The organism is Leucobacter celer subsp. astrifaciens, from assembly GCF_001273835.1.
GTDB classification, from domain to species: Bacteria; Actinomycetota; Actinomycetes; order Actinomycetales; family Microbacteriaceae; genus Leucobacter; species Leucobacter celer.
Map to the genome: position 1 here is coordinate 112,640 of NZ_JHEI01000143.1, position 21,904 is coordinate 134,543.

Annotated in this window: 19 protein-coding genes; 10 read left to right on the forward strand and 9 right to left on the reverse strand. The window is 70.7% G+C overall.

What is annotated here, in order from left to right; genetic code table 11:
- Positions 1 to 13: 13 nt before the first annotated feature.
- Together AMS65_RS14770 and AMS65_RS14775 are read right to left on the reverse strand one after the other, a co-directional pair.
- Positions 14 to 1,288 (reverse strand): DUF4192 family protein, encoded by a 1,275-nt coding sequence (locus AMS65_RS14770; protein WP_053384938.1) that lies wholly within the window; start codon positions 1,286 to 1,288, stop codon positions 14 to 16.
- 245 nt (positions 1,289 to 1,533) lie between these two features.
- The gene (locus AMS65_RS14775; protein WP_053384939.1) at positions 1,534 to 3,315 is read right to left on the reverse strand and encodes an FAD-binding protein; all 1,782 of its coding nucleotides are present in this window, start codon (positions 3,313 to 3,315) and stop codon (positions 1,534 to 1,536) included.
- 78 nt (positions 3,316 to 3,393) lie between these two features.
- On the opposite strand from AMS65_RS14775, the gene AMS65_RS14780 reads away from it, so the two are divergent.
- A complete protein-coding gene (locus tag AMS65_RS14780) occupies positions 3,394 to 4,365 on the forward strand; it encodes a LysR family transcriptional regulator (RefSeq protein ID WP_053384940.1) in 972 nt (323 codons plus the stop codon).
- Positions 4,366 to 4,569: 204 nt separating this feature from the next.
- Here AMS65_RS14780 and AMS65_RS14785 read toward each other — a convergent pair whose 3' ends face one another.
- The 5 genes from AMS65_RS14785 to AMS65_RS14805 all read right to left on the reverse strand — a co-directional run bounded on the left by AMS65_RS14785 (position 4,570) and on the right by AMS65_RS14805 (position 9,860).
- Positions 4,570 to 5,250: a DNA alkylation repair protein gene (locus AMS65_RS14785; RefSeq protein ID WP_053384941.1), complete on the reverse strand. Its 681-nt coding sequence runs from the start codon at positions 5,248 to 5,250 to the stop codon at positions 4,570 to 4,572.
- 30 nt (positions 5,251 to 5,280) lie between these two features.
- Entirely contained in the window at positions 5,281 to 5,751 is a 471-nt protein-coding gene (gene sufU, locus AMS65_RS14790) for a Fe-S cluster assembly sulfur transfer protein SufU (RefSeq protein WP_053384942.1), read from the reverse strand.
- On the reverse strand, positions 5,748 to 7,100 hold the full coding sequence (locus AMS65_RS14795; RefSeq protein ID WP_053384943.1) for an aminotransferase class V-fold PLP-dependent enzyme: 1,353 nt from the start codon (positions 7,098 to 7,100) through the stop codon (positions 5,748 to 5,750). The genes sufU and AMS65_RS14795 overlap by 4 nt, the downstream gene beginning before the upstream one ends.
- Positions 7,101 to 7,431: 331 nt before the next feature.
- Positions 7,432 to 8,682, reverse strand: a complete 1,251-nt coding sequence (locus AMS65_RS14800; RefSeq protein WP_053384944.1) for an MFS transporter — start codon at positions 8,680 to 8,682, stop codon at positions 7,432 to 7,434.
- Positions 8,683 to 8,729: 47 nt separating this feature from the next.
- Positions 8,730 to 9,860: a thioredoxin domain-containing protein gene (locus AMS65_RS14805; protein WP_162231774.1), complete on the reverse strand. Its 1,131-nt coding sequence runs from the start codon at positions 9,858 to 9,860 to the stop codon at positions 8,730 to 8,732.
- A gap of 64 nt (positions 9,861 to 9,924) precedes the next feature.
- Here AMS65_RS14805 and rsmI point away from each other — a divergent pair, with 64 nt between their 5' ends.
- The 7 genes from rsmI to AMS65_RS14840 all read left to right on the forward strand — a co-directional run bounded on the left by rsmI (position 9,925) and on the right by AMS65_RS14840 (position 17,228).
- A complete protein-coding gene (rsmI, locus tag AMS65_RS14810) occupies positions 9,925 to 10,746 on the forward strand; it encodes a 16S rRNA (cytidine(1402)-2'-O)-methyltransferase (RefSeq protein ID WP_053384946.1) in 822 nt (273 codons plus the stop codon).
- Between the two features lie 88 nt (positions 10,747 to 10,834).
- A complete protein-coding gene (locus AMS65_RS14815) occupies positions 10,835 to 11,317 on the forward strand; it encodes a hypothetical protein (protein WP_053384947.1) in 483 nt (160 codons plus the stop codon).
- A gap of 165 nt (positions 11,318 to 11,482) precedes the next feature.
- Positions 11,483 to 12,493 (forward strand): FKBP-type peptidyl-prolyl cis-trans isomerase, encoded by a 1,011-nt coding sequence (locus AMS65_RS14820; RefSeq protein ID WP_053384948.1) that lies wholly within the window; start codon positions 11,483 to 11,485, stop codon positions 12,491 to 12,493.
- A gap of 94 nt (positions 12,494 to 12,587) precedes the next feature.
- Complete coding sequence (gene dxr / locus AMS65_RS14825) at positions 12,588 to 13,688, forward strand: 1-deoxy-D-xylulose-5-phosphate reductoisomerase (RefSeq protein ID WP_075201027.1); 1,101 nt, start codon at positions 12,588 to 12,590, stop codon at positions 13,686 to 13,688.
- A 162-nt stretch (positions 13,689 to 13,850) separates the two neighbouring features.
- Positions 13,851 to 15,353 (forward strand): M50 family metallopeptidase, encoded by a 1,503-nt coding sequence (locus tag AMS65_RS14830; protein ID WP_075201028.1) that lies wholly within the window; start codon positions 13,851 to 13,853, stop codon positions 15,351 to 15,353.
- A gap of 254 nt (positions 15,354 to 15,607) precedes the next feature.
- Positions 15,608 to 16,738 carry a flavodoxin-dependent (E)-4-hydroxy-3-methylbut-2-enyl-diphosphate synthase gene (ispG, locus tag AMS65_RS14835; protein WP_053384950.1) on the forward strand — a complete coding sequence of 377 codons (1,131 nt, stop codon included), beginning with the start codon at positions 15,608 to 15,610 and terminating at the stop codon, positions 16,736 to 16,738.
- 148 nt (positions 16,739 to 16,886) lie between these two features.
- Positions 16,887 to 17,228 carry a hypothetical protein gene (locus AMS65_RS14840; RefSeq protein WP_053384951.1) on the forward strand — a complete coding sequence of 114 codons (342 nt, stop codon included), beginning with the start codon at positions 16,887 to 16,889 and terminating at the stop codon, positions 17,226 to 17,228.
- On the opposite strand, the gene AMS65_RS14845 is transcribed toward AMS65_RS14840, so the two are convergent.
- A complete protein-coding gene (locus tag AMS65_RS14845; RefSeq protein ID WP_053384952.1) occupies positions 17,220 to 18,668 on the reverse strand; it encodes an RNB domain-containing ribonuclease in 1,449 nt (482 codons plus the stop codon). The two genes, AMS65_RS14840 and AMS65_RS14845, sit on opposite strands and share 9 nt — an antisense overlap.
- Before the next feature lie 67 nt (positions 18,669 to 18,735).
- Here AMS65_RS14845 and AMS65_RS14850 point away from each other — a divergent pair, with 67 nt between their 5' ends.
- Both AMS65_RS14850 and AMS65_RS14855 read left to right on the forward strand, forming a co-directional pair.
- Positions 18,736 to 19,197: an SRPBCC domain-containing protein gene (locus AMS65_RS14850; protein ID WP_053384953.1), complete on the forward strand. Its 462-nt coding sequence runs from the start codon at positions 18,736 to 18,738 to the stop codon at positions 19,195 to 19,197.
- 209 nt (positions 19,198 to 19,406) lie between these two features.
- On the forward strand, positions 19,407 to 20,414 hold the full coding sequence (locus tag AMS65_RS14855; protein WP_053384983.1) for an LOG family protein: 1,008 nt from the start codon (positions 19,407 to 19,409) through the stop codon (positions 20,412 to 20,414).
- Here AMS65_RS14855 and AMS65_RS14860 read toward each other — a convergent pair.
- Entirely contained in the window at positions 20,389 to 21,903 is a 1,515-nt protein-coding gene (locus AMS65_RS14860; protein ID WP_053384954.1) for an amidase, read from the reverse strand. The genes AMS65_RS14855 and AMS65_RS14860 overlap by 26 nt on opposite strands.
- Position 21,904: the final 1 nt, after the last annotated feature.

A 21,904-nucleotide genomic window follows, 5' to 3' on the forward strand; every position in this document is an offset into this window, starting at 1 on the left:
GGGACCGATCGCCCTACGCCGCACGACTCTCGCGACGCGGGCGCGGCGCATAGAGCGGATACGAGACCAGGCGCTCGACCATGCGCGGGAGTTCGCTGCCCGGGTCGAGCGCCACGGCGTCGACTGCCTGCCGATGCGCCACCGATTGTGTACCTCCCAGCCACCAGACCCACGCGCTGAGCGAGAGCAGGCCGGAACGCAGTTCTTCGGGAGCATCGGATAGGGCGATCAGGAGTTTGCGACGGACCCCCGGGAGACGTTCGAACTCGGTGAAGTCCGGGCTGATGCTCGCGAGGATGCGGCGAATCGACCACCCCGCGCCTCGGGCCCGCTCCGGGCCGCCGTCGAGATCGACCGGCACGCCCTGGAACTGGGTCGGCCCCATCTCGCGGGCCAGCTCCTCGGGGAACTCCGGTCGCGTGAGTACTCCGAGCGCGAGCAGCAGCCATCGGTCGGGGTGCTGGGCGCTGCGGATCAGCCGCGCCGTCGTCGACGGGTCGAGCGGATGGTCCTCGTCTCTGAGCGCTCGCACGACCGCAGCGGTGCGCGCCATCCAGGTGTAGGCGTCGTCGGGAGGCGGTTCTTCCAGATGCTCCGCCATGAGCGCGATGAAATCCCTTCGCGCCTCGGGGAGAGCGAGGCGCTCCCCGGGTTCGACGCCGGCCGGGGGTTCCGGTGCCGAGCCCGGGAAGTCGAATGGTGCGAGCTCCGCGAGCGCGTCGGCCACCGCCGCGCGGCGAGCGGGCTCGGGCTCGGGGATGGCTCCGAGCTCTGCCAGCGCTGGGTGCGTGTCGCCCCGGAGACGCGCGCCGAGGGAGATGGGACTCTCTTCGATCTCGCGCAGCGGTCTTCCGCCGGTCGGCGCGGCGGGGTCGAGATAGCTGATCCAGCCGTCGGGAGCAATGCAGCACAGCTCACGCGGGCCGAGCCCCTCGCGGCGCAGACGCCGCTCGAGACGCCTCGCGAGTCGGCGCCAGGGCGGCCCGCCGGCCTCGGCGAAGGTCTGCTCGCTCGAGATCACGATGGCCGGTGCCGAGACCGTGTCCTGCACCGAACCGATGTCGTGCAGCGCATCGCAGATCAGATCGAGAAGTCCGACCGAATCGCTCGGGCTGTCGGAGGCCGGGAGGTCCACGCGCATCGCCCGCCCCGCGCGCTTCCCCGAGAAGAACACCACGAAGATGCTGTCAGGAGCGGTGAAACCGACCAGCTGCGGGAGCGCGGCGAGGAAGTCGGCGGTGGTCCGGCAGCGGATGACTTCGGGCTGATCGAGGCTGAGATCGTTCATGCATCGATCCTGAGCTGTCGCGAAGGCCGGATCCTAGTTACCCACAGGCCGCCGTGGATCTTCGTTCCGACGCGCCAACATTGCCCACTTGTGAGCGAAGCTTCGTGCGCACAAGGGCTTCCGTCACTACGTGGATCGACGCCCAGGAGGACGATTTCCGGAGAAACGTCCTCCTGGGCGTCGATCGCCTGCCGGAGCGTGGAAGCCAGTAGCGTGGCAGAAGAACGCCGAGGCCTGTGCGCCGTCTACTCCACGAGCTTGCCGGCGACGGAGGTGTCGATGACGTCGTATGCGAGGTCGCGGAACGAGTCCGGCGCCTCGGCCACGCGCTCGAAGGTCACTCCGCCATCGGGCGTCCACACGAAGCTGCCGCGCAGCTCGTCGCTCTGCTCGGGGAAGTCGGAGCGGTTGTGGCAACCGCGGGTCTCCCGGCGCTCGACCGCGCACTCCAGCGTGGCCCGCGCGGCCAGCAACGAGCCGTAGAGGTCGAAGGCGTGGGCGAGATCGTCGAAGCCGGCGATGTCGGGGTGCACCCCGAGGTTGCCCGCGCGATCCTCGATCGCACCGAGCTTCTCGAGACCCTCGCGCAGGCCGGCCTCGCTGCGCACCACACCCGCGTGCTCGGTCATGAGATTGCGCACCTGGCGCTGCAGCAGGCGCGGCGTCTCCGTGCCCTTGCCCGAGAGCAGATTCTGCATCTCGGCGCGGGCCTCGCCCACCGCGTCGGCCGAGCGGGTCACCTGCGAGAGCCCCGACACGTACTCGGCGGCATCGGTGCCCGTGATGCGGCCGTACACGAGCAGTTCGATGAGGGAGTTGCCGCCGAGGCGGTTGGCCCCGTGGAGGCCGCTCGACGCCTCTCCGATGGCGTAGAAGCCGTCGACGCCGGTGCTGTGGCTCTCGGCGTTCACCCACACGCCGCCCATCGAGTAGTGCGCGGTGGGAGCGATCTCGATGGGCTCCTCGGTGATATCGAGCATCTGCAGGTCGATGAGCGTGCGGTACACGCGTGGGAGCTTCTCGAAGATGGTCTCGCGCGGCAGGTGCGACACGTCGAGATAGACGCCGCCGTTCGTGGTGCCGCGCCCCTCGATGATCTCTGTGTAGCTCGCGAGCGCGATGCGGTCGCGGGTCGAGAGCTCCATGCGCTCGGGATCGTAGCGCTCCATGTAGCGCTCGCCGAGGGCGTTGCGCAGGATCCCGCCCTCGCCGCGCGCGGCCTCCGACACGAGCGTGCCGGCGGCGTCGGCGGGCTCCAGGATGCCCGAGGGGTGGAACTGCACGAGCTCGGCGTCGCGGATCTTGCCGCCCGCGAGCGCGGCGAGGCGGAAGGAGTCGCCGGTGTTCTCGTCTCGGCGGGAGGAGGTGTTGCGCCAGATGCGGTTGTGGCCGCCGGCTGCGAGGATCACGGCGTCGGCGTGGATGAGCACGGGCGTGCCGTCGACGATGTCGAAGCCGTAGGCGCCGAAGATCTTGCCGTCGGACGCCAGCAGGCGGGTGATGTAGATGGTGTCGACGATGGGGACGTTCAGCTCTCGAGCGCGGCGCAGCAGGGTGCGCTGGATCTCGAGACCCGTGTAGTCGCCCGCGTAGCAGGTGCGGCGGTACTTGTGCGCGCCGAAGAAGCGCTGGCTGATCCGTCCGTCCGCCTCGCGCGCGAAGGGCATGCCCCAGCGCTCGAGATCCTCGATGCCGCGGGCGGCGTTCTTGGTGACGACCTCGATGATCGCGGGATCGCCGAGGAAGTACGACTCGCGCAGCGTGTCTGCGGCGTGCTGCTGCCAGCTGTCCTCCGGATCGATCGTGCCGAGCGCGGCGTTGATGCCGCCGGCGGCGAGCGTGGTGTGCGCGTCGTGCTTGCGACGCTTGCCGACCGTGAGCACCTGCACCCCGCGCTCGGCGAGCTCGATCGAGGCGCGGAGGCCGGCGCCCCCGGTACCGATGACCAGCACGGAGGTGGAGAGGAGGCGCTCGCGGGTGGCGGTGTCGTGGCTCGCCGTGACGGAGCCTGCTGCATTCGTGTTCATGCGGACCACGTTAGGCACCCTCGTTTGATTACTCCAATGAATAGTCCGGATCATGACGATGCGATTATGCTATGAGAGATGAATCTCGAACAGCTCCGGGGGTTCGCCGAGATCGCGCAGACCGGACACTTCACCCGCGCGGCCGAGCGCCTCCACCTCGCCCAGCCCTCGTTGAGCCGCCAGATCTCGAGTCTTGAGCACGAGCTCGGTGTCGAGCTCTTCCACCGCGCCCGTGGCAACGTCACCCTGACCGCGGCGGGGGAGCGCCTGCTGCCCATCGCGCGACGCATGCTCTCCGACGCCGAGGCCGCCCGCGGCGAGATGGCCGAGCTTGCGGGCTTGCGTCGCGGCCGGGTGCGGCTGGGCGCGACGCCGACGGTCTGCACGAGCCTGGTGGCCGAGGTGCTGGCCGAGTTCCGGGTGCGCTACCCGGGCATCGACGTCGAGATCCTCGAGCGCGGATCGCGCAGCCTCATCGCGGCGCTCATGGAAGGATCCCTCGACCTGGCGCTCATCGTGACGAGCGTCTCATCGGGGGCGGCGCGGGCCGTGCTCGAGCACGAGCCGATCCTGAGCGAGCGCCTCGTGGTGGTCTCGTCGGCAGCGGCTCCGGATCCGTTCGGCCGCGAGGGATCGGGATCCCCGGCCGGGTCCGCCCCGAGGCCGATCGAGCTGCGCGAGCTGGCGGAGGTGCCGCAGGTGCTCTTCGCCGAGAACTACGATCTGCGGGTTGCCGTGGACACCGCCTTCGCGGCGGAGGGGCTCGTGCCCACGGTCGCCGTGGGGGGAGTCGAGATGGACTCCGCACTGAGCTTCGCGGAGCGAGGGATCGGCGTCGCGGTGGTTCCTGCCATGGTGGCCGTCGACCGCCCCCAGCTGCGCGCCGCACCGCTCGCCGGCGATGCGATGATCCGCACGATCAGCGCGGCCCGCCGCTCGGACATGGCACCGACGCACGCGAGCGCGGCGCTGCAGGCGCTCGTGCGGGAGACCGCCGATCGCCTGACCGAGCCGGGCAGCGCGATGGCGAAGCTGGTCGAGCGGGCGTAGGCCGTGGTATGAGACCGCGGGCGGCTACCCGTCATTCTGCGCACTGCGACTCGCAAGCTCGCGCAGCACAGGCTCCGTCGCAGAATCTGGAGTTGGATCCTGCGACTCCTGGCGCCGTGGGCGCCACCGCGAAATGCGCGAAACGCTGGCGCGTTTCGCTCCAGCATTTCACGCGCGCAGGATGACGGGTGCGCGGGTGCGGATTCACCCCTGCCGGGACACGAGCTCCGCGATCGCGATCGGCGCGTAGGGCGTCGTGCAGCCGGGCGAAGTCGGATAGTCCTCGAGCACGCGCAGGCGCTCGCCGATCTCGAGCGCCCTGGCGCGATGCTCCTCGTGGCAGACGCCGATCTGCGTGAGGCTCCAGTTCATCGCCCACTGCAGGCGATCCGGAGCGTCTCGCATCTCGGCATCGATCGTGTCGAGCAGGCCGGGCAGATCGAGACCCTCGGGCGACTTCGCGACGCGCTCCGTCGTGAGCGCCCACCCCGCGCTCGCGACCACCGGGTCCGGATCGGCGAACCACACGAGTCGCAGCGCCTCGGCGTGCGGGCTCTTCTTGACCACGTAGTTCACGAGCCAGTCGTGCACCTTCGGGATGTATGCCTCGCGCAGCATGGCATCGAGCTGCGCCTCCTCGAATGCGCGGGGCTTGCAGATGAGCAGTGCCACGAGCCGAGCCGGGGTGTAACCGGTCGCCCACAGCTCGAGCGCCAGATCCTGGTTCGACTTCAGCGCCTTGGCGATGGCGCGCAGCTTCGTCAGGTTGACGCCGTGGTCGTCGCCGTACTTCTCGTTGACGGCACGCGCCTTCGGATCCTCGAGCGCCTCGAGCGCCGCGACCACGTCGGCCGCGCTGCTGGCGGGGGAGATGTCGATGGTCATGGCGGCCTCCTTGCCGAGTCAGCGGGGCGGTCAGGCGCGCTGCGCGTTCACCTGGGTCAGATCCGCCTCGAGCGCCACCCATCCCAGCATGGCGCACTTCACGCGCATCACGAACTTCGAGACGCCCTGCAGCGCCACGGCGTCGCCCAGCAGCTCCTCGTCGGGCTCGCCCTCGCCGCGCGCCTGGATCATCTCGCGGAAGGCGGCGATCCGGGTGCGGGCCTCGTCGACGGTCAGCTGCTCGTCTCGCACGAGCTGCGAGAGGATCGATGCCGAGGCCATCGAGATCGAGCAGCCCTGGCCTTCCCAGGCCAGCCGTTCGATGCGGCCGGTCGCGGGATCGACGGCGATCGACAGGTCGATCTCGTCGCCGCAGCTCGGGTTGAACTCGTGATGCGACGCCGTCAGCGCGCCGTCGGGCGCCTCGAACGCACCCTTGCCCACCGGGCGCTTCGAGTGGTCGAGGATCAGCTCCTGGTACAGTCCGTCGAGCGCGCTCACGCCGCCACCTCCACACCGAAGTACCGCTGGGCGCCGCGGATCGCGTCGAGGAAGCGGTCGACCTCGTCCTCGGTGGTTGTCAGGTGCACGCTCGCTCGCGTGCTCGAGGTGATGCCGAGAGCGCGGTGCAGCGGCTGTGCGCAGTGGTGCCCCACCCGCACGAGCACCCCCTGCTCGTCGAGGAACTGGCCCACGTCGTGCGCGTGCAGGCCCTCGACCGAGACGGCCGCGAGGGCCACCCGCAGCGAAGGGTCGGCGGGGCCGAGCAGGCGCACGCCGGGGGTCGCCTCGATTCCGGCGACCAGGCGCTCCACCAGCTCGTGCTCGCGGGCGGCGGCCCGTTCCATACCGACGGCCTCGAGGAAGGCGACCGCGGCTCCGAGCCCGACGGCCTGCGAGACCGGCTGCGTGCCGGGTTCGAAGCGCATCGGGGGCGGCATGTAGTCGGCGGACTCCATGGTCACCTTCTTGATCGCCGACCCGCCGGTGCGCGACGGCGGCAGTGCCGCGAGCAGCTCGGGGCGGCCGTAGAGCACGCCGATGCCGTTGGGGCCGAGCATCTTGTGGCCCGAGAAGGCGGCGAAGTCGACGCCGAGGGCCGTGAAGTCGACGGGGATGTGCGGCACGGACTGGCAGGCGTCGAGCACCGTGATCGCACCCACGCTTCTCACCAGCTCGGTCAGTTCGGCGACGGGCGCCACATAGCCGGTGGCGTTGGAGACATGCGCGAAGGCGAATATGCGCGTGCGGTCGTTGATGGCCGCGCGCGCATCGTCGAGCGTCCAGGTGCCGTCCTCGCGCACGGGGATGTATCGGAAGGAGGCGCCGGTCTTCGCGGCGAGCCGCTGCCAGGGGATGAGATTGGCGTGGTGCTCCGCCTCGGTGACGAGGATCTCGTCGCCCGGGCCGAGGGCGAAGCGCTCGCTGCCCGGGACGCCGAGCTGAGCGGCGTTGGCAGACGACGCGCCGAGCCCCGCGTTGGCCTCGCCGATCCCGAGGGCAATGATGTTCAGCGCGTCGGTGGCGTTCTCGGCCCACACGATCTGCTCGGGGGCGGCGGCTCCGACGAAGCGCGCCACTGCGGCGCGGGCGCCCTCGAAGGCCTCGGTCGCGGCCCCGACGGCGCCGCTCGTGCCGCGGTGCACCGCGGCGTTCGCGGTCTCGAGGAATCGGCGCTCGGCGTCGAGCACGGCCGTCGGGCGCTGCGAGGTGGCCGCAGCGTCGAGATAGGCCGGAGCGAGTGCATCGCCCCGCGCTGCGAGCGCGTCGTGGGCGGCGAAGTAGGGGAAGGCCGCGCGCAGGTCGGCGACCTCCGCGGGGCTGAGCGCGAGAGCAGGCATGGTCTCCATTCTTCCACCCCGGACTGGACGTGCGACGCGGCGTTGCTGCGAACGGGCGTTCGGATCGCCGCGGGGTCGGGCTTCCACCCGTGCAACATCCGCCCGTGCGTGGCTATTCCTCCCGTTCTCCCGCCCGGGCCGCGGTCCAGCCCGGGCCGCGAGCCTGCCTCGGGCCGCGGAACTTCTTCGCGCGTCAGTAGTTGTCACCAAACGTGAAGAATGACCGCAACTACTGACGCGCGAAGATTGGGGCGTGGGCGCTGGGGATGGAGCTGGACCGCGGGCGCGCGCCGGGGATGGGCTGGGACCGCGGGCCGGCAGGCGGCGGAAGGCCGGCCGCTCAGCGGGCGGTTGACGGCGTGAGCAGCCAGTTGACCAGACCCGCGAGCACCGCGACCAATCCGGCGCAGAGCGGCAGCATCATGGCGGGCTCGACGCCGAGGTTCTCGGCCACGCTGCCCGCGGCCGCGGCCGCGAGAGACTGTCCGAGCATGATCGCCGAGCCGAGCATCGTCATGACGGTGGCCGAGCGTCCCTCGGGGCTGCGCGCCGAACCGAAGCCGTAGAGCGTCACCAGCAGCGGCCCGATCCCGATGCCGGTGACCGCGAGGCCCAGCGCCACCAGACTCATCCCGTCCTCCGGCCCCGCGCTGCCGGCGGACGCGAGGATCGCCTCGCCGACCACGATGAACGCCGCGAAGACGAGCCACCGGTAGCGCAGGGTGAAGCGCGGCGAGAAAAGCGCGACGCTGATGGCGAGGAGCGCCGATCCCACACCCATCACCCCGTAGAAGAGTCCGGCGGACTCCGCGGCTCCGCGCGCCTGCATGAACGCGGTCAGCGAGGTGAGCGTGGTGCCGAAGACCATGCCGACGGCGAAGATGCCGAGCACCACGACGAGCAGCGAGGGCCGGGCGAGCTCGGCCGCCGGCGCGAGGGTGGCCGCGCGTTCCTCGGGGGAGGTCGCGGTGGCGCTCGTGTGATGCAGGGCGAAGGCGGTGACGAAGATCAGGGTGAGGGAGGCGGCTCCGGCGATGGGCGCCCAGGCTCCCAGCGTGGTCGCGAGCAGGCCCACGATGACCGGTCCGAAGACGAAGACGACCTCGTCGGCCGCCGACTCGTAGGCGAGCACGGTCGAGATGGTGCGGGGACGGCGCTCGGCCGGCAGCTCGGTCTTGATGATCGTGACCAGTCGCGATCGCGACATCGGCGAGGTCTGCGGTATCGAGGCGCCCACGAGGAACGCCGCGGCGAAAACCGCGAGCGAGGGGAGCGGGCTGTAGGCCACCCACGCCAGCAGGCCCATCGCCGCGCTGTTGACGCACGCGGTGGCGAGCAGCGTGGGGCGCTGCCCGTAGCGATCGGCCGCCGCGCCGATGAGCGGGCCGAAGATCGCCGACGCGATGCCGACCATGGCCGATCCGAGGCCGGCGATCTCCACCGATCCGCGCACCGAGACGAGCAGCGTGAGCACGCCGACGACGCCCATGGCGAATGGCAGGCGCGCGACGAGCGCGAGTGGGAAGTAGAGGACCCCGGTGCGCGAGACGAGCGTGTCGCGACGGGCCGGGCTGCTGCTCGATGAGTGCATAGCCGACCAAGCCTAGCAGGGCGCGGGATCGCGCCCTGCGGCGCCCCTTATGAACGGTCGGGCAGCTCCAGCCCCTGCTCGGCGAGGAACATCCTGAACGCCTCGCCGTCGGCGGGTGCGCCGACGTAGGGCACGCCGTCCACCACGACGAACGGGGTACCGGTGACCATGAGCTCGGGATCGGCCGCGTAGGGCACCGGGTTCGCGAAGGTCCAGTCGTTCAGCGCCAGCGCGAACGGCACGAAGCGCTGCTCTTCGATGCAGGATCGCGCCGCGTCGTCGAGCCCGCCCGTCTCCCGCTCCAGCTCGGCGAGGATGGCTGCGTCGTCCTTGCCCGGCTCGCTCTCCGACGGCTGGAACGAGGGATCGAGCAGAGCCGTGTGCGCGTCCCAGGCGCCGTCCGGCTGCTCGTCGGCCATGCACGCCATCGCTCCGGCGACGCGGGAGGAGTACGCGTCGGGCGAGATGCGGTCGAGGAACGTGAGCGGGTGCAATTCGACGGCGGCCGAACCGCTCGTGACCGCGGCCTCCAGCGTGTCCGCGCTGGCTCGTTCGAACTCGGCGCAGTAGGGGCAGCGGTAGTCGAGGTAGACCCTGATGAGCGCCGGTTCCCCGAGTCCCGCGGCGTCGCGCGGCTCGGGCAGCGCGTTGTCGTGCGGGGCCTCCGAGCGCGCCAGCTCGATCCCGCCCGATCCGTCGCTCACGAAGACGAGACCGCCGGTCGCCATGTTGGCGGGCCACTGCACCGTCTCGCTCTCGCCCGGTGCGGGCATCTCGCTCTCGCCGGATTCGGCGCCGCCCTCAGTGCTCTCCGCTCCCTGCGAGCTCGGGGCGTTCGGGGCGATGAGTGCGCCGAGTGCCATCCCGCCGATCGCGACGGCCGTGATGATCGCGAGCGCGCCGCTCGCGAGGCCGATGATGCTCGGCACCTGCTGCTGCCGCAGCACCAGGGCGATGACGCCGAGGATCACCGCGACGAGTCCGATCAGCGCCCCCGCGATCGCGAATGCGCCGAAGTAGAACGCGCTCACAGCGGTGGTCAGCACCGCGACGAGCCCGAGCGTCATCGCAGCGATCGCGAGGCCGCGGCCACCCCTCGGAGCGGGCTGCGCGTACGGGTGGGGCGGCGGGGCGGACGGGGATGTCGAAGCGGGCGGGGTCGACTGCGGATCGCTCATGCGCTCCATCCTCCCAGATCGTTCCCGGGCGTCGCATGATCGCTCCCGGGCGTAGCATGGAGGCATGATCCTGCTCGCGGCGACCCCTATCGGCAACCTGGGGGACGCGTCGCTCAGACTGCGCGAGACCCTCGAATCGGCGACGGTGATCGCCGCGGAGGACACCCGCCACACCGTGCAGCTGCTGCGCCTGCTCGGCATCGAGAACCGCCCGGAGCTCGTCGCGCTGCACGACCACAACGAGCACGAGCGCGCCGCATCCCTGGTGGAGCGGGCCGCGAACGAGGACGTGGTGCTCGTGAGCGACGCCGGCATGCCCACGGTCTCGGATCCCGGCTTCCGCGTGGTGCAGCTCGCGGCAGAGCGCGGGATCGAGGTGAGTGCGATCCCCGGGCCCAGTGCGGTGATCACCGCACTCGCCATCGCGGGTCTGCCCACCGACCGCTTCGCCTTCGAAGGATTCTTGCCGCGCAAGGCCGGCGAGCGATCCCGCGCCCTCGGGCAGCTCGCCGCGGAGCGACGCACGCTCGTCTTCTTCGAGGCGCCGACCCGGCTGGCTGCGACGCTGCGCGACCTCGCGGGCGCGTTCGGCGAGGACCGGCCCGCGGCCGTCTGCCGGGAGCTCACCAAGCTGCACGAGGAGGTGCGCAGAGGGTCGGTCGGCGAGCTCGCGGAGTGGGCGGCCGAGGGGGTGCGCGGAGAGATCGTGCTCGTGGTCGGCGGGGCGCCGCAGCTGGAGGCCTCTCCCGAGGCGGCGCTCGACGAGGTGCAGCAGCGTGTTGCCGAGGGGGAGCGACTCAAGGATGCCACACGGGCGGTTGCGGAGGCGACGGGACTCTCCGCTCGGGAACTCTACGCCGCCGCGCTCGCCGCACGCGCGTCGTGACCACCGCCGCGATCCCGCGGCCGGCCTCGTCCACCGGGATGGCCGGGATGACCGGGACGGCCGCCCGTGAACACCCCGAGGAGGACGGATGAACGAGCAGGCGACGGCACAGCGCCGCAGGATCGCCATCGAACTCTGGCGGTTCGCGCTGCCGGTGCTGTGGTTCGGCATGATCGCCGCGATCTCGTTCATCGAAGCGCCCCTCAAATTCCAGGCCCCCGGCATCACGATCCCGCTGGGGCTCGGGATCGGGCGGCTCGTGTTCGCGGTGCTCAACATCGTCGAGGCCGCGATCCTGCTCGCCTACACGATCCTGAGCTTCTGGCCGGTCGCCACACGCATCAGCGGCCGCAGACTCTGGCTGTGGTTCGGCCTGCTGCTGGTGTTCACGTTCAAGGTGGCAGCGGTGCGACCCCCGCTCAACGCGCGCACCGATCTGGTGCTGCAGGGCGCCGACCCCGGCCAGTCGGTGTGGCACTACGTCTACATCGTCTGCGATCTCCTCACGATGGTGCTGCTCCTGGTGCTCGCCGTGACCTCCGCTCGGGCGCTGCTGCCGGCGAAACGCTGAGGCCGGGCGCGGAGCGGACTCGGGGCGGCAGCCCCGAAGCCGAACCGCGTGCCGGGCGCGCAGCACCCCCGAGGCAGGCTCCCAGGAGACGGGCAGTCGGATGCGAAATACTCGGAGCGACCTCATCGGCCTCCCGCCCCATCGTGTGTAAGGACCCAGACCATCGTGAAACTCTCCCGCTCTCTTCTCCCCGCCGCTCTCGCCGGGGCTCTGCTGATGACCGCCTGCTCGGGTGGCGGAGCGCCCGCCGAGGACGCATCCGGAACCGACTGCGTCGCCGGCGGAGACGCGAGCAAGGCCGTCGAGGTGACGGGCGAGGTCGGGTCGGGCCTCGAACTCACCTCGGAGACCCCGCTGCAGGCCGATGAGCTGCAGCGCACAGTGCTGCAGGAGGGCGAGGGTGAGGCGCCCGCCGATGGCCAGCAGGTCGCCGTCGCCATGTCCATGTTCAACGGCACCAGCGGTGAGACCGTGCAGGAGGCTCCTGAGAGCACGACGCCGTTCACGGAGGGCGCCCTGTTCGGCTGGGCCTACGAGGGACTCCGCTGCGCTGTTCCCGGGCAGCAGGTGGCGCTCGTCACCTCCTTCGAGGACGCCTTCGGCGACTACGCGCCGGAGGATCTGGGCTTCACCAACGTGGCGGTGGAGGACTCCCTCGTCATCGTCATGCAGATCGGCGAGATCACCGACGCGGCCGCTGAGCCCGGGACACTCGGCGAGGACGAACTGCTGAAGAAGGCGGAGGGCACGGCCGTTGAGGCTCCTGAGGGCTTCCCGACCGTGGAACTCGCCGAGGACGGCGCGCCCACCATCACGATGCCCGAGGGCGTCGACGCGCCGACCGAGCTCTCGATCGCCACGATCATCGAGGGCGACGGCGAGGAGGTGCAGCCCGGTGACCGCGTCTACGTCAACTACCGAGGCGTGATCTGGCGCACCGGTGAGGAGTTCGATTCGAGCTGGAGCCGCGGGGCGCCGACCGACTTCCTCACCACGGAAGTGATCGGCGGCTTCCAGCAGGCGCTCGAGGGCCAGAAGGTGGGCTCGCAGATCATCTCGGTGGTTCCGGCCGATGACGGCGGCTACGGCGCGGCATCCCTCGAGGGTATGGGGCACGAGCCCGACGACGTGATGGTGTTCGTGCTCGATATCCTCGGCACGGCGCACGCAGGGTAACCGGCCGGGCAGCATCCGATCGACTCGCGCAGCCCCGACGCTCTCAAGAGCGCCGGGGCTGCGCTGTGTTCTCATACCCGTCAGAATGGAGGGCATGAAGCGCGTCGTCATCCTCGGATCCACAGGCTCGATCGGCGAGCAGGCGCTCGACGTGATCCGCAAGAACCCGTCGAAGTTCCAAGTGGTGGGCCTCGTCGCGGGGTCCCAGGCTGACCGGGTGCAGCAGCAGGCCGATGAGTTCAACGTCGAGCACACCGCCCTCGGAGCCGACGCCGCCGTCAAGCTGATCCGCGAGGTGCCGGCCGACGTGGTGCTGAACGGCATCACGGGATCGATCGGGCTCGGCCCCACCATCGCGGCGCTCGAGGCCGGCCGCACCCTGGCGCTCGCGAACAAGGAATCGCTGATCGTGGGCGGCGACCTCGTCGCGGGAATGGCGGCACCCGGCCAGATCGTTCCGGTCGACTCCGAGCACTCGGCGATCGCGCAGGCGCTCCGCTCGGGCAGCAGCGACGAGGTGCGCCGGATCGTGCTCACCGCCTCGGGCGGACCGTTCCGCGGTCGCAGCCGCGAGTCTCTGCGCGACGTGACCCCCGAGCAGGCGCTCGCCCACCCCACGTGGAGCATGGGCAGAGTGGTCACCACGAACTCGGCGACGCTCGTGAACAAGGGGCTCGAGATCATCGAGGCGCACCTGCTGTTCGGCGTCTCGTACGGGGACATCGACGTGGTGGTGCACCCGCAGTCGATCGTGCACTCGATGGTCGAGTTCGTCGACGGATCGACGATCGCGCAGGCGTCGCCGCCCGATATGCGTCTGCCCATCTCGCTCGGCCTCAACTGGCCCGATCGGCTCGCGAACGTCGGGGCGCCGCTCGACTGGACGACCGCCTCGAGCTGGGAGTTCGAACCGCTCGATACGGCCGCCTTTCCCGCGGTGGACCTGGCGAAAGAGGTGGGGCGGGCCAGACGCACCTACCCGGCGGTGTTCAACGCCGTGAACGAGGAGGCGGTGGAGGCCTTCCACGCGGGTCGGATCGGCTTCCTCGACATCGTGGACATCGTGCGCGAGGTGCTCGAAGCGCACTCCGCCCCCGAGAAGCTCACGCTCGAGTCCCTCGCCGAGGCCGAGCGCTGGGCGCGCGAGCGGGCTCAACGGGTGATCGCCGCGCGCTCGGCCCGCTCCGCTGGTTGAGCGAGGAGCGCAGCGACGAGTCGAAACCCCGAACGCACGAGATTGCTCGATTTCGACTCGCTCCGCTCGCTCAATCGGCGGCGGAAGCCGTGCGCTTCGCTCCGCTCAACCGGCGGAGGCGACTCCCCGAAACTCCACAGCGCGGCGCACTAGCCTGAGTGCGTGACTGAGGTGCTGCTCTACCTGCTCGGGATTCTGATCATCCTGTTCGGCCTCGCGCTGTCCATCGCGCTGCACGAGATCGGTCATCTGGTTCCGGCGAAGCTCTTCGGCGTCAAGGTGACGCAGTACATGGTCGGCTTCGGTCGCACGCTGTGGTCGCGCAAGAAGGGCGAGACCGAGTACGGGGTCAAGGCGATTCCGCTCGGCGGCTACGTGGCGATGACCGGCATGTACCCTCCGAGCAAGCCGGGGGAGGCGCCGCGCGCATCGACGACCGGCTTCCTGAACTCGGTCGTCGAGGAGGGTGCGGGATCCGCGAAGCGCACTCCTCGCGGCGACGTGGTCGCCGAGCTCGAGCGCATCGGGGATCCCGATTCGCCCGCGGGATCAGACGCAGCCGGTATAGATGCAGCCGGCACCGATGCAGCCGGTACCGACGAGCCGCGCCGCGGCATCGCCGGCATGGTGGACGATGCGCGGCTGGCGAGCGCGGAGACCATCGACGCGGGCGAGGATCACCGCACCTTCTACCGGCTCCCGGTCTGGAAGAAGATCGTCATCATGCTCGGCGGTCCGTTCATGAACCTGGTGCTCGCCTTCGTGTTCTTCGCGATCGTGCTGGTCGGTTTCGGGCTGCCGCAGAGCAGCACCACGATCGGGAGCGTGAGCGAGTGCCTGCAGCCCGCCTCCAGCACCGCCACCTCCTGCGGCAGCGGAGATCCCGCGGCCCCGGCCGCCGAGGCCGGGCTGCTCCCGGGGGACCGGGTGATCGCGGTCGACGGCACCGCCATCGAGAGCTGGGACCAGTTCCGCGGGATCGTGGGCATGGCGCCGGGCCGTGTGCTGGACGTGGAGATCGAGCGGGACGGGACGCAGCAGACGCTGCAGCTCACACCGGTCTCGAACGAGCGCTCAGTGATCGACGCCGGCGGGCAGCTCGTGACCGATGCGAGCGGGAAGCCGCTCACCGAGACGGTCGGGATGATCGGTGCGACGCCGGCATCGGAGACGGTCTCGCAGCCCATCACGGAGGTGCCGGCCTTCGTGGGGGACAATGTGCAGCGGGTCGCCGGGGTCATCGTGCGGCTGCCTGAGCGCATGGTCGACATCTGGCACGCCGCCTTCGGAGCGGAGGAGCGCGATCCCGACGGCCCCATCAGCGTGGTCGGCGTGGGCCGGCTCGCGGGCGAGATCGTCAGCCTCGACGAGGCTCCCGTCGCCGCTCGCGCGCAGACGATGTTCGGGCTGCTCGGATCCCTGAACGTCGCACTCTTCGTGTTCAACCTCGTGCCCCTCATGCCGCTCGACGGCGGACACGTGGCCGGCGCGCTCTACGAGGGCGCGAAGCGCGGGATCGCGCGGCTGCGCCGCAAACCCGACCCCGGACCCATCGACACGGCGAGAATGGTGCCGGTCACCTTCGTCGTGGTCGTGGTGCTCGGGGGGATGAGCGCGCTGCTGATGTACGCCGACATCGTGAAGCCGGTGCAGTTGTTCGGCTGACGCCGAGCTGCATCTACTCGCAGCCGTGTGCGGCGCTTTCACACGGCTGCGAAACGCTGCGCGTTCCGCTGACGCCGCGTGCAGGTGACGCCGTACCGGTCCGACAACGCCTCCACGCGCGTCAGTAGTTGCTGCCTCCGGTCAGGTTTGGTGACAACTACTGACGCGCGGACGCGGGTCGGCGCGCCTCCGATCGGGTCCGGACCTCAGACCGCAGAGGTAGACTCGTGCACGTGGCAGCAGTCAATCTAGGAATGCCGACGGCGCCCGAGGTGCTCGCACCGCGGCGCAAGACCCGCGAGATCTCGGTCGGATCGGTACGGGTGGGCGGCAGCGCCCCGATCTCGGTGCAGTCGATGACCACGACGCCCACCACCGACATCAACGCGACGCTGCAGCAGATCGCCGAGCTCACGGCCGCCGGCTGCGACATCGTGCGCGTCGCGTGCCCCAGCCGCGACGACGCCGAGGCGCTGCCCATCATCGCGATGAAGAGCCAGATCCCCGTCATCGCCGACATCCACTTCCAGCCGAACTACGTCTTCGCCGCGATCGACGCGGGCTGCGCCGCCGTGCGCGTCAACCCGGGCAACATCCGCAAGTTCGACGACCAGGTGGGCGAGATCGCCCGGCGGGCCGCGGCGGCGGGGGTGTCGCTGCGCATCGGTGTGAACGCGGGATCCCTCGACCGTCGTCTGCTCGAGAAGTACGGCAAGGCCACCCCCGAAGCGCTCGTCGAGAGCGCGGTGTGGGAGGCCTCGCTCTTCGAGGAGCACGGCTTCCACGACTTCAAGATCTCGGTCAAGCACAACGACCCCATCGTCATGGTCAAGGCGTACCGTCTGCTGGCCGAGCGCGGCGACTGGCCGCTGCACCTCGGCGTCACCGAGGCCGGGCCCGCCTTCCAGGGCACCATCAAGAGTGCGACGGCGTTCGGCATCCTGCTGTCGGAGGGCATCGGCGACACGATCCGGGTCTCGCTCTCGGCTCCTCCGGTCGAGGAGGTGAAGGTCGGCCTGCAGATCCTGCAGTCGCTGAACCTGCGCGAGCGCAAGCTCGAGATCGTGTCGTGCCCCTCCTGCGGGCGCGCGCAGGTGGACGTCTACACGCTGGCCGACGAGGTGACCGCGGGGCTCGAGGGCATGAGCGTGCCGCTGCGCGTCGCCGTGATGGGCTGCGTGGTGAACGGGCCGGGCGAGGCGCGCGAGGCCGACCTGGGTGTCGCCTCGGGCAACGGCAAGGGTCAGATCTTCGTGAAGGGCGAGGTCATCAAGACCGTGCCCGAGAGCGAGATCGTCGCGACCCTGATCGAGGAGGCGAACCGGATCGCGGCCGAGATGCCCGCGTCGGCGGGCACCGGGGTGCCCGAGGTCGTCACGGCGTAGCGCCGCGGCGCCGGATCATCACAGCGTCGAATCACCGCGGCGCCGAATCACCTCGGCGTCGAATCACTTCAGTGCCGAATCACTTCAGTGCCGAATATCCCCCTCGCGGGGGATACGGGGGCGCGTTCGTGCGCGTAGCGTGAACGGCATGGCTGGAACAGGAGACACGGATTCCTCGGCGGGACGGGGGCTCACCCTCGGACTGGTGATCGGCTTCGCCGTCGGCGTCAGCATCGGCGTCGCGACTGACAACCTCTCGCTCTGGATGATCATCGGCGCCGGTCTCGGGCTGGTACTCGGGCTGGCCTATGACAACGGGCGCAAACGCGCAGGAACGACGGCCCCGGTGAAGGTGGTCGACGGCGCGACCTACACGATCGTGAAGCGATCCGATCCCGTTTCCGGCCAGAGGGCGCACTACTGGCTCGGCGATAACGGGATGGAGCTGGAGCTCACCGACGGAGAGGCGGAGCAGTACGGGCTAGGCTGACGCCTTCGCCTCGCGTGCTGTCGCGAGCGCCGCGAGTTCGATGCTTCCGCTCGGCACGTCCGCCGCGATCACCCGGACCTCGACGCGCGTGCCCGCCTCCAGCCCGTCCGCGGGGCACTGCGCGGTCACGGCGGGTTCCGCGAGCTGCACCCTGGCGCGCTCGCCCCGCACCTCGACGACCACCGCGGGGAAGACCTCTCCGACGCGATCCCGCAGCAGCGCCGCTTCGACGCGGTCGAGGGCAGCGGATCCGATCCCGCCCGCGAGTCGATTCGATGCGCGCATCAGAGACGGCAGCTCCGACAGGCTCTCGCGCACCCAGCTCGGCACCGGTCGATCCGTGCACAGCGCCTCGCAGATGACGAGCCCCCAGCGATCCACGAGCCTTCTGAGCGGGGCGGTGACGTGCGCGTAGGGTGCGGCGATCGCGGCCTGCTCGGTTTCTGCCGGAGCCTCTCCGTCGAACGGCGCGTACTCCGCTCCGCGGAAGAGCGAGGCCGCCGCCTGCAGAATCGCGGGGGTCGAGGCCTCGTCGGTGTCGAGGCCGCGCAGGTACTCGCCGTAGCTGTCGTTCCGACTCCACGGCTGGCCGAGGGCGGCGACCCGGGAGCGGAACTCGCCCAGAGCCCCGGTGCCGGGAGGGGGCATGATCCGGAGCACGCCGATTCCGCCGTCGAGCATCATCTCTCCGGCCGCGATCCCGGTGAGCAGCGAGAGCTGCGCGTTCCAATCCTCGACGGGCAGCGGGTAGCGTCGCACGATGCGATACCCCTCGGGATCCCGCACGATCTCCTCGTCCGGCATGTTGAGACTCGCACCGCCGCGCGCCCGCTCCTGCGCGATCCGCAGCTTCCCGACCTCCGGCAGCAGCGCGAGAGGGCCCTCGACGGTGCCGGTCTCGAAGGCTCGTTGCGCCCCCTCGTAGTCGAGTTGAGCGCGCGACCGGATGACGGCGCGCTCGACCCGCGCATCGGTCGCGGCCCCCGTCTCGTCCAGATCGATGGTCCACACGAAGGCCGGACGATCCTGTCCCGGGAGCAGCGAGGCCCGGTCCTCGCTGAGCGTCGGAGGGTGCAGCGGTACGCGGGCGTCGGGCAGACACAGGGTCTGACCGCGCAGGCGCGCCTCGGCGTCGAGGGCCCCGCCCGGCGGCACATGACCGGGGAGATCCGCGATCGCGTAGCGCACCCGATACCCGCCGCTGCGGCGCTCGATGTGGAAGGCCTGGTCGAGATCCCGCGAACCCTGCGGGTCGAGCGTGACGAAGTCGATGTCGCGCAGATCGGGCTCGGGCACCGAGGACGGCGCTTCGGAGGCCTCCTCGAGCACCGCAGCGGGGAATCCGTCGGGCACGGCGAACTCGATGCGCAGGGCAGCGAGCGCCTCCGCGAGCTGCCCGCCGGCGGAGAGCGGTGAGAGATGCGTGTGCCTGACCGGCATGGCCCCAGCCTATCGGTGCGGTGCGCGGATCCCGGAGGTTCGCACCGTGCCGTGCTACCGTGCGGGCATGCCGAGAACCGACACCGCCGTCCGCGAGATCGCCTCAGCCCCCGAGCGCGTCTACGCCGCATTCGTCGACCCCGAAGCGCTGAGCCGCTGGCTGCCGCCGAGCGGTATGCGCGGCAGTTTCGAGCACTTCGATGCGAGCCCGGGCGGCTCCTACCGGATGGTGCTGCGGTATGAGGACCCCCTCGCATCGCCCGGAAAGGCCGGGGACGGGACGGACGTCGTGGAAGCGCGATTCGTCGAGCTCGTTCCCGGGGAGCGCGTGGTGCAGGAGATCGACTTCGTCTCGGACGATCCGGCCTACCGCGGCACCATGCGGATGACGTGGAGCGTGGCGCCGAGCGCCGCGGGCAGCCGCGTCGAGATCCGTGCGGAGAACGTGCCGACGGGCGTCTCGGCCGCGGACCACGCCGTGGGGCTCGCCTCGTCGCTGCAGAACCTCGCCGCCCATCTGGACGGCTGAACCCGGTTGCGATCCCGACCGCGGCGTGCCCGCGATCCCGACCGCGACGCATCCGTGACTCCGACCGCGACGCGCCCGGCGTACTCGGACGCGCCGCCTAGACTGGGGGTGTGAAGCCTCTGCCGAACACCGATCAGCCGAACACCGACCTGCTCGAATCGCCTGCGGGCGCCGAGCCGCCCGCAGCGCCACTCTCAGCCGAGGAAGAGCTGGACGCGAGGATCGCCGAGCTCGTCATCGAGGCCGGCATCAAGGGCCAGCGGGGCCTGATCCGGCGCATCCTCGCCACCGGGATCGGGCTCGGGCAGGACGGCACGAGCCGTCTCAATCTCAAGATCACGGCTGCGGCCGTCGAGGAGATGCGGACAGCGTTCCGGCTCTTCGCCCCCTACGTCGACACTCCGAAGGTCTCGATCTTCGGCTCCGCGCGCACGAGCGTGGGAGATCCGCTCTGGCGAGCCGCCGAGGGCGCAGCGCGCGGGCTCGCCGAGCAGGGCTGGATGGTCGTGACGGGCGCCGGTCCGGGGATCATGGAGGCGGCCGCGACCGGAGCCGGTCCGGAACGCTCGCTCGGGGTCTCCATTCGGCTTCCCTTCGAGGAGCGCCCGAACGCGGTCGTCGCAGACGACGACCGCAGGGTGGCGATGAAGTACTTCTTCACCCGGAAGCTCATGCTCGTGAAGGAGTCGAGCGGGTTCATCTGCCTGCCCGGCGGCTTCGGCACCATGGACGAGACCTTCGAGCTGCTCACCCTGCAGCAGACCGGCAAGATGGTGCCGATGCCGATCGTGCTGCTCGACCGCCGCGGGGGAACCTTCTGGCGAGGCTTCGCGAGGTTCGTGACGGAGGAGCTCGCGGGATCGGGCATGATCGCTGTGAACGACCTCGATCGTGTGCTCGTCACCGACTCCGTCGATGAGGCCATCGCGGAGATCGCCGGGTTCTGGCGCAACTACGACTCGCTGCGGTGGTTCGACGAGGAACTGGTGCTGCGGCTGCGAGCCGAGCCGAGCGACGCCGAGCTCGCCGATCTCAACGAGCGCTTCTCCGGACTGTGCCTGAGCGGGCGCATCGAGCGGGCCGAGACCCGCCGTGCCGAGATCGCCGAGCAGGATCGGCCCGAGCTGCCGCGCATCGTGCTCACCCCGCGGCAGCGGGCCGTGGGCGACCTCTACCGCCTGATCCGCGCGATCAACGAGTTGCCGAGCGCCCCGTAACCTCGAGCGGGGCCAGAAGCGGCCAGGGCTGGAGCTCCTCGACGGCCGCCCCGGCGCGGAACACCGACTCCTCCGCATAGGGGTGGCCGACGATCTGCACTCCGATCGGCACGCCGTTGCCCGCGATGCCGGCCGGCACCGCCAGCACCGGGCAGCGGTTGCCGACGTTGAACGGCACGGTCATGTGGGCCTGCCAGTAGTGCTCGAGATGCACTTCGCGGCCGCTCCCCGGGGCATCCGGATCCGGAAGAGCGATCCCGTCGAGATAGCTCGCGTCGGCGATGAGACCGTCGACGGCGCTGACCGGCGTGAGCAGCACGTCGAACCCCTCCATCGCCGCGGCGAGCTCGAGCTGCATGCGGCTTTCGCCCTCCAGGGTCTCGACGAGGCTCAACCGCTCGCCGGCCGCGAGCGCGTCTGCGATGAACCGCTCGGTGTAGTCGGTGAGCGCCGGCATTCCCGCGGTCAGCCGGGCCATGGCCGGGCCGAGGATGTGCCCGAAGTGGCCCATGGTGATCTCCCGGATCCTCGAGCTCGTCCACGGCAGCTCCACCTCTTCGACGATCGCGCCGGCGTCGGCGAGCAACGCAGCCAGGCGCAGGATCGCGTCCCGTACATCGGGGTGCACGGGGTAGTCCCCGAGGCGGACCGACACCGCCACGCGCCGCCTCGCGACCCATCCAGCGGCGTCGGGATACTCGAGCGGGATCCGACCCTCACCGGGCACGGTCCCGTGGTCGACGGGGTGGATCCCCGAGAGCACGTTCGTCAGCAGCGCCGTGTCGGTGACCGAGCGGGCCATGGGGCCGTCGCCGCGGTACCAGTCGGCCGACAGCGGCGGGAGCCCGGGGATCCTCCCGTACGGGGCCTTGTAGCCGACGACCCCCGTGAACCCGGCCGGGATCCGAGTAGAGCCCGCGATGTCGGAGGCGGTGGCCAGCGGGGCATAGCCCGCGGCGAGTGCGGCCCCGGCTCCTCCGGAGGAGCCGCCGGGCGAGAAGGCGCGGTTCCAGGGGTTGCGCGTCACTCCCCAGAGCCGGGAGTGCGTGACCGTGGCGCAGCTGAACTCGGGTGAGGTGGTGCGGGCGTGCACGATCCCGCCCGCGCCCGTGATCCGCTCCACCACCGGGTGGTCCTGCTCGGCGAGCTCGTCGCGCAGCGCGACGAGTCCCTGGCTGAGCGTCTCGCCGGCGATCCCGTGCTTCTCCTTCGTCGCGACCGGCAGGCCGAGCAGTGCCGTCGGCCCGGTACCGAGGGGCTCATCGACGCCCGAGCGGTAGCGGTGCTCGGCCCTGACCGCGGCCTCGCGCGCGCGATCCAGGGTCTGCATCACGGCCGTGATCGCTCCCGACCCATCCGGGTCGGCGCGGTCCACCGCCTCGATCCGCTCCACCACGGAGTCGAAGAGATCGACCGGCGACAGCTCTCCGGTTCGGAAAGCGCGCAGCGCCTCGAGGGCGCCGAGCGCGTACGGCTGCTGCTCGGTCACG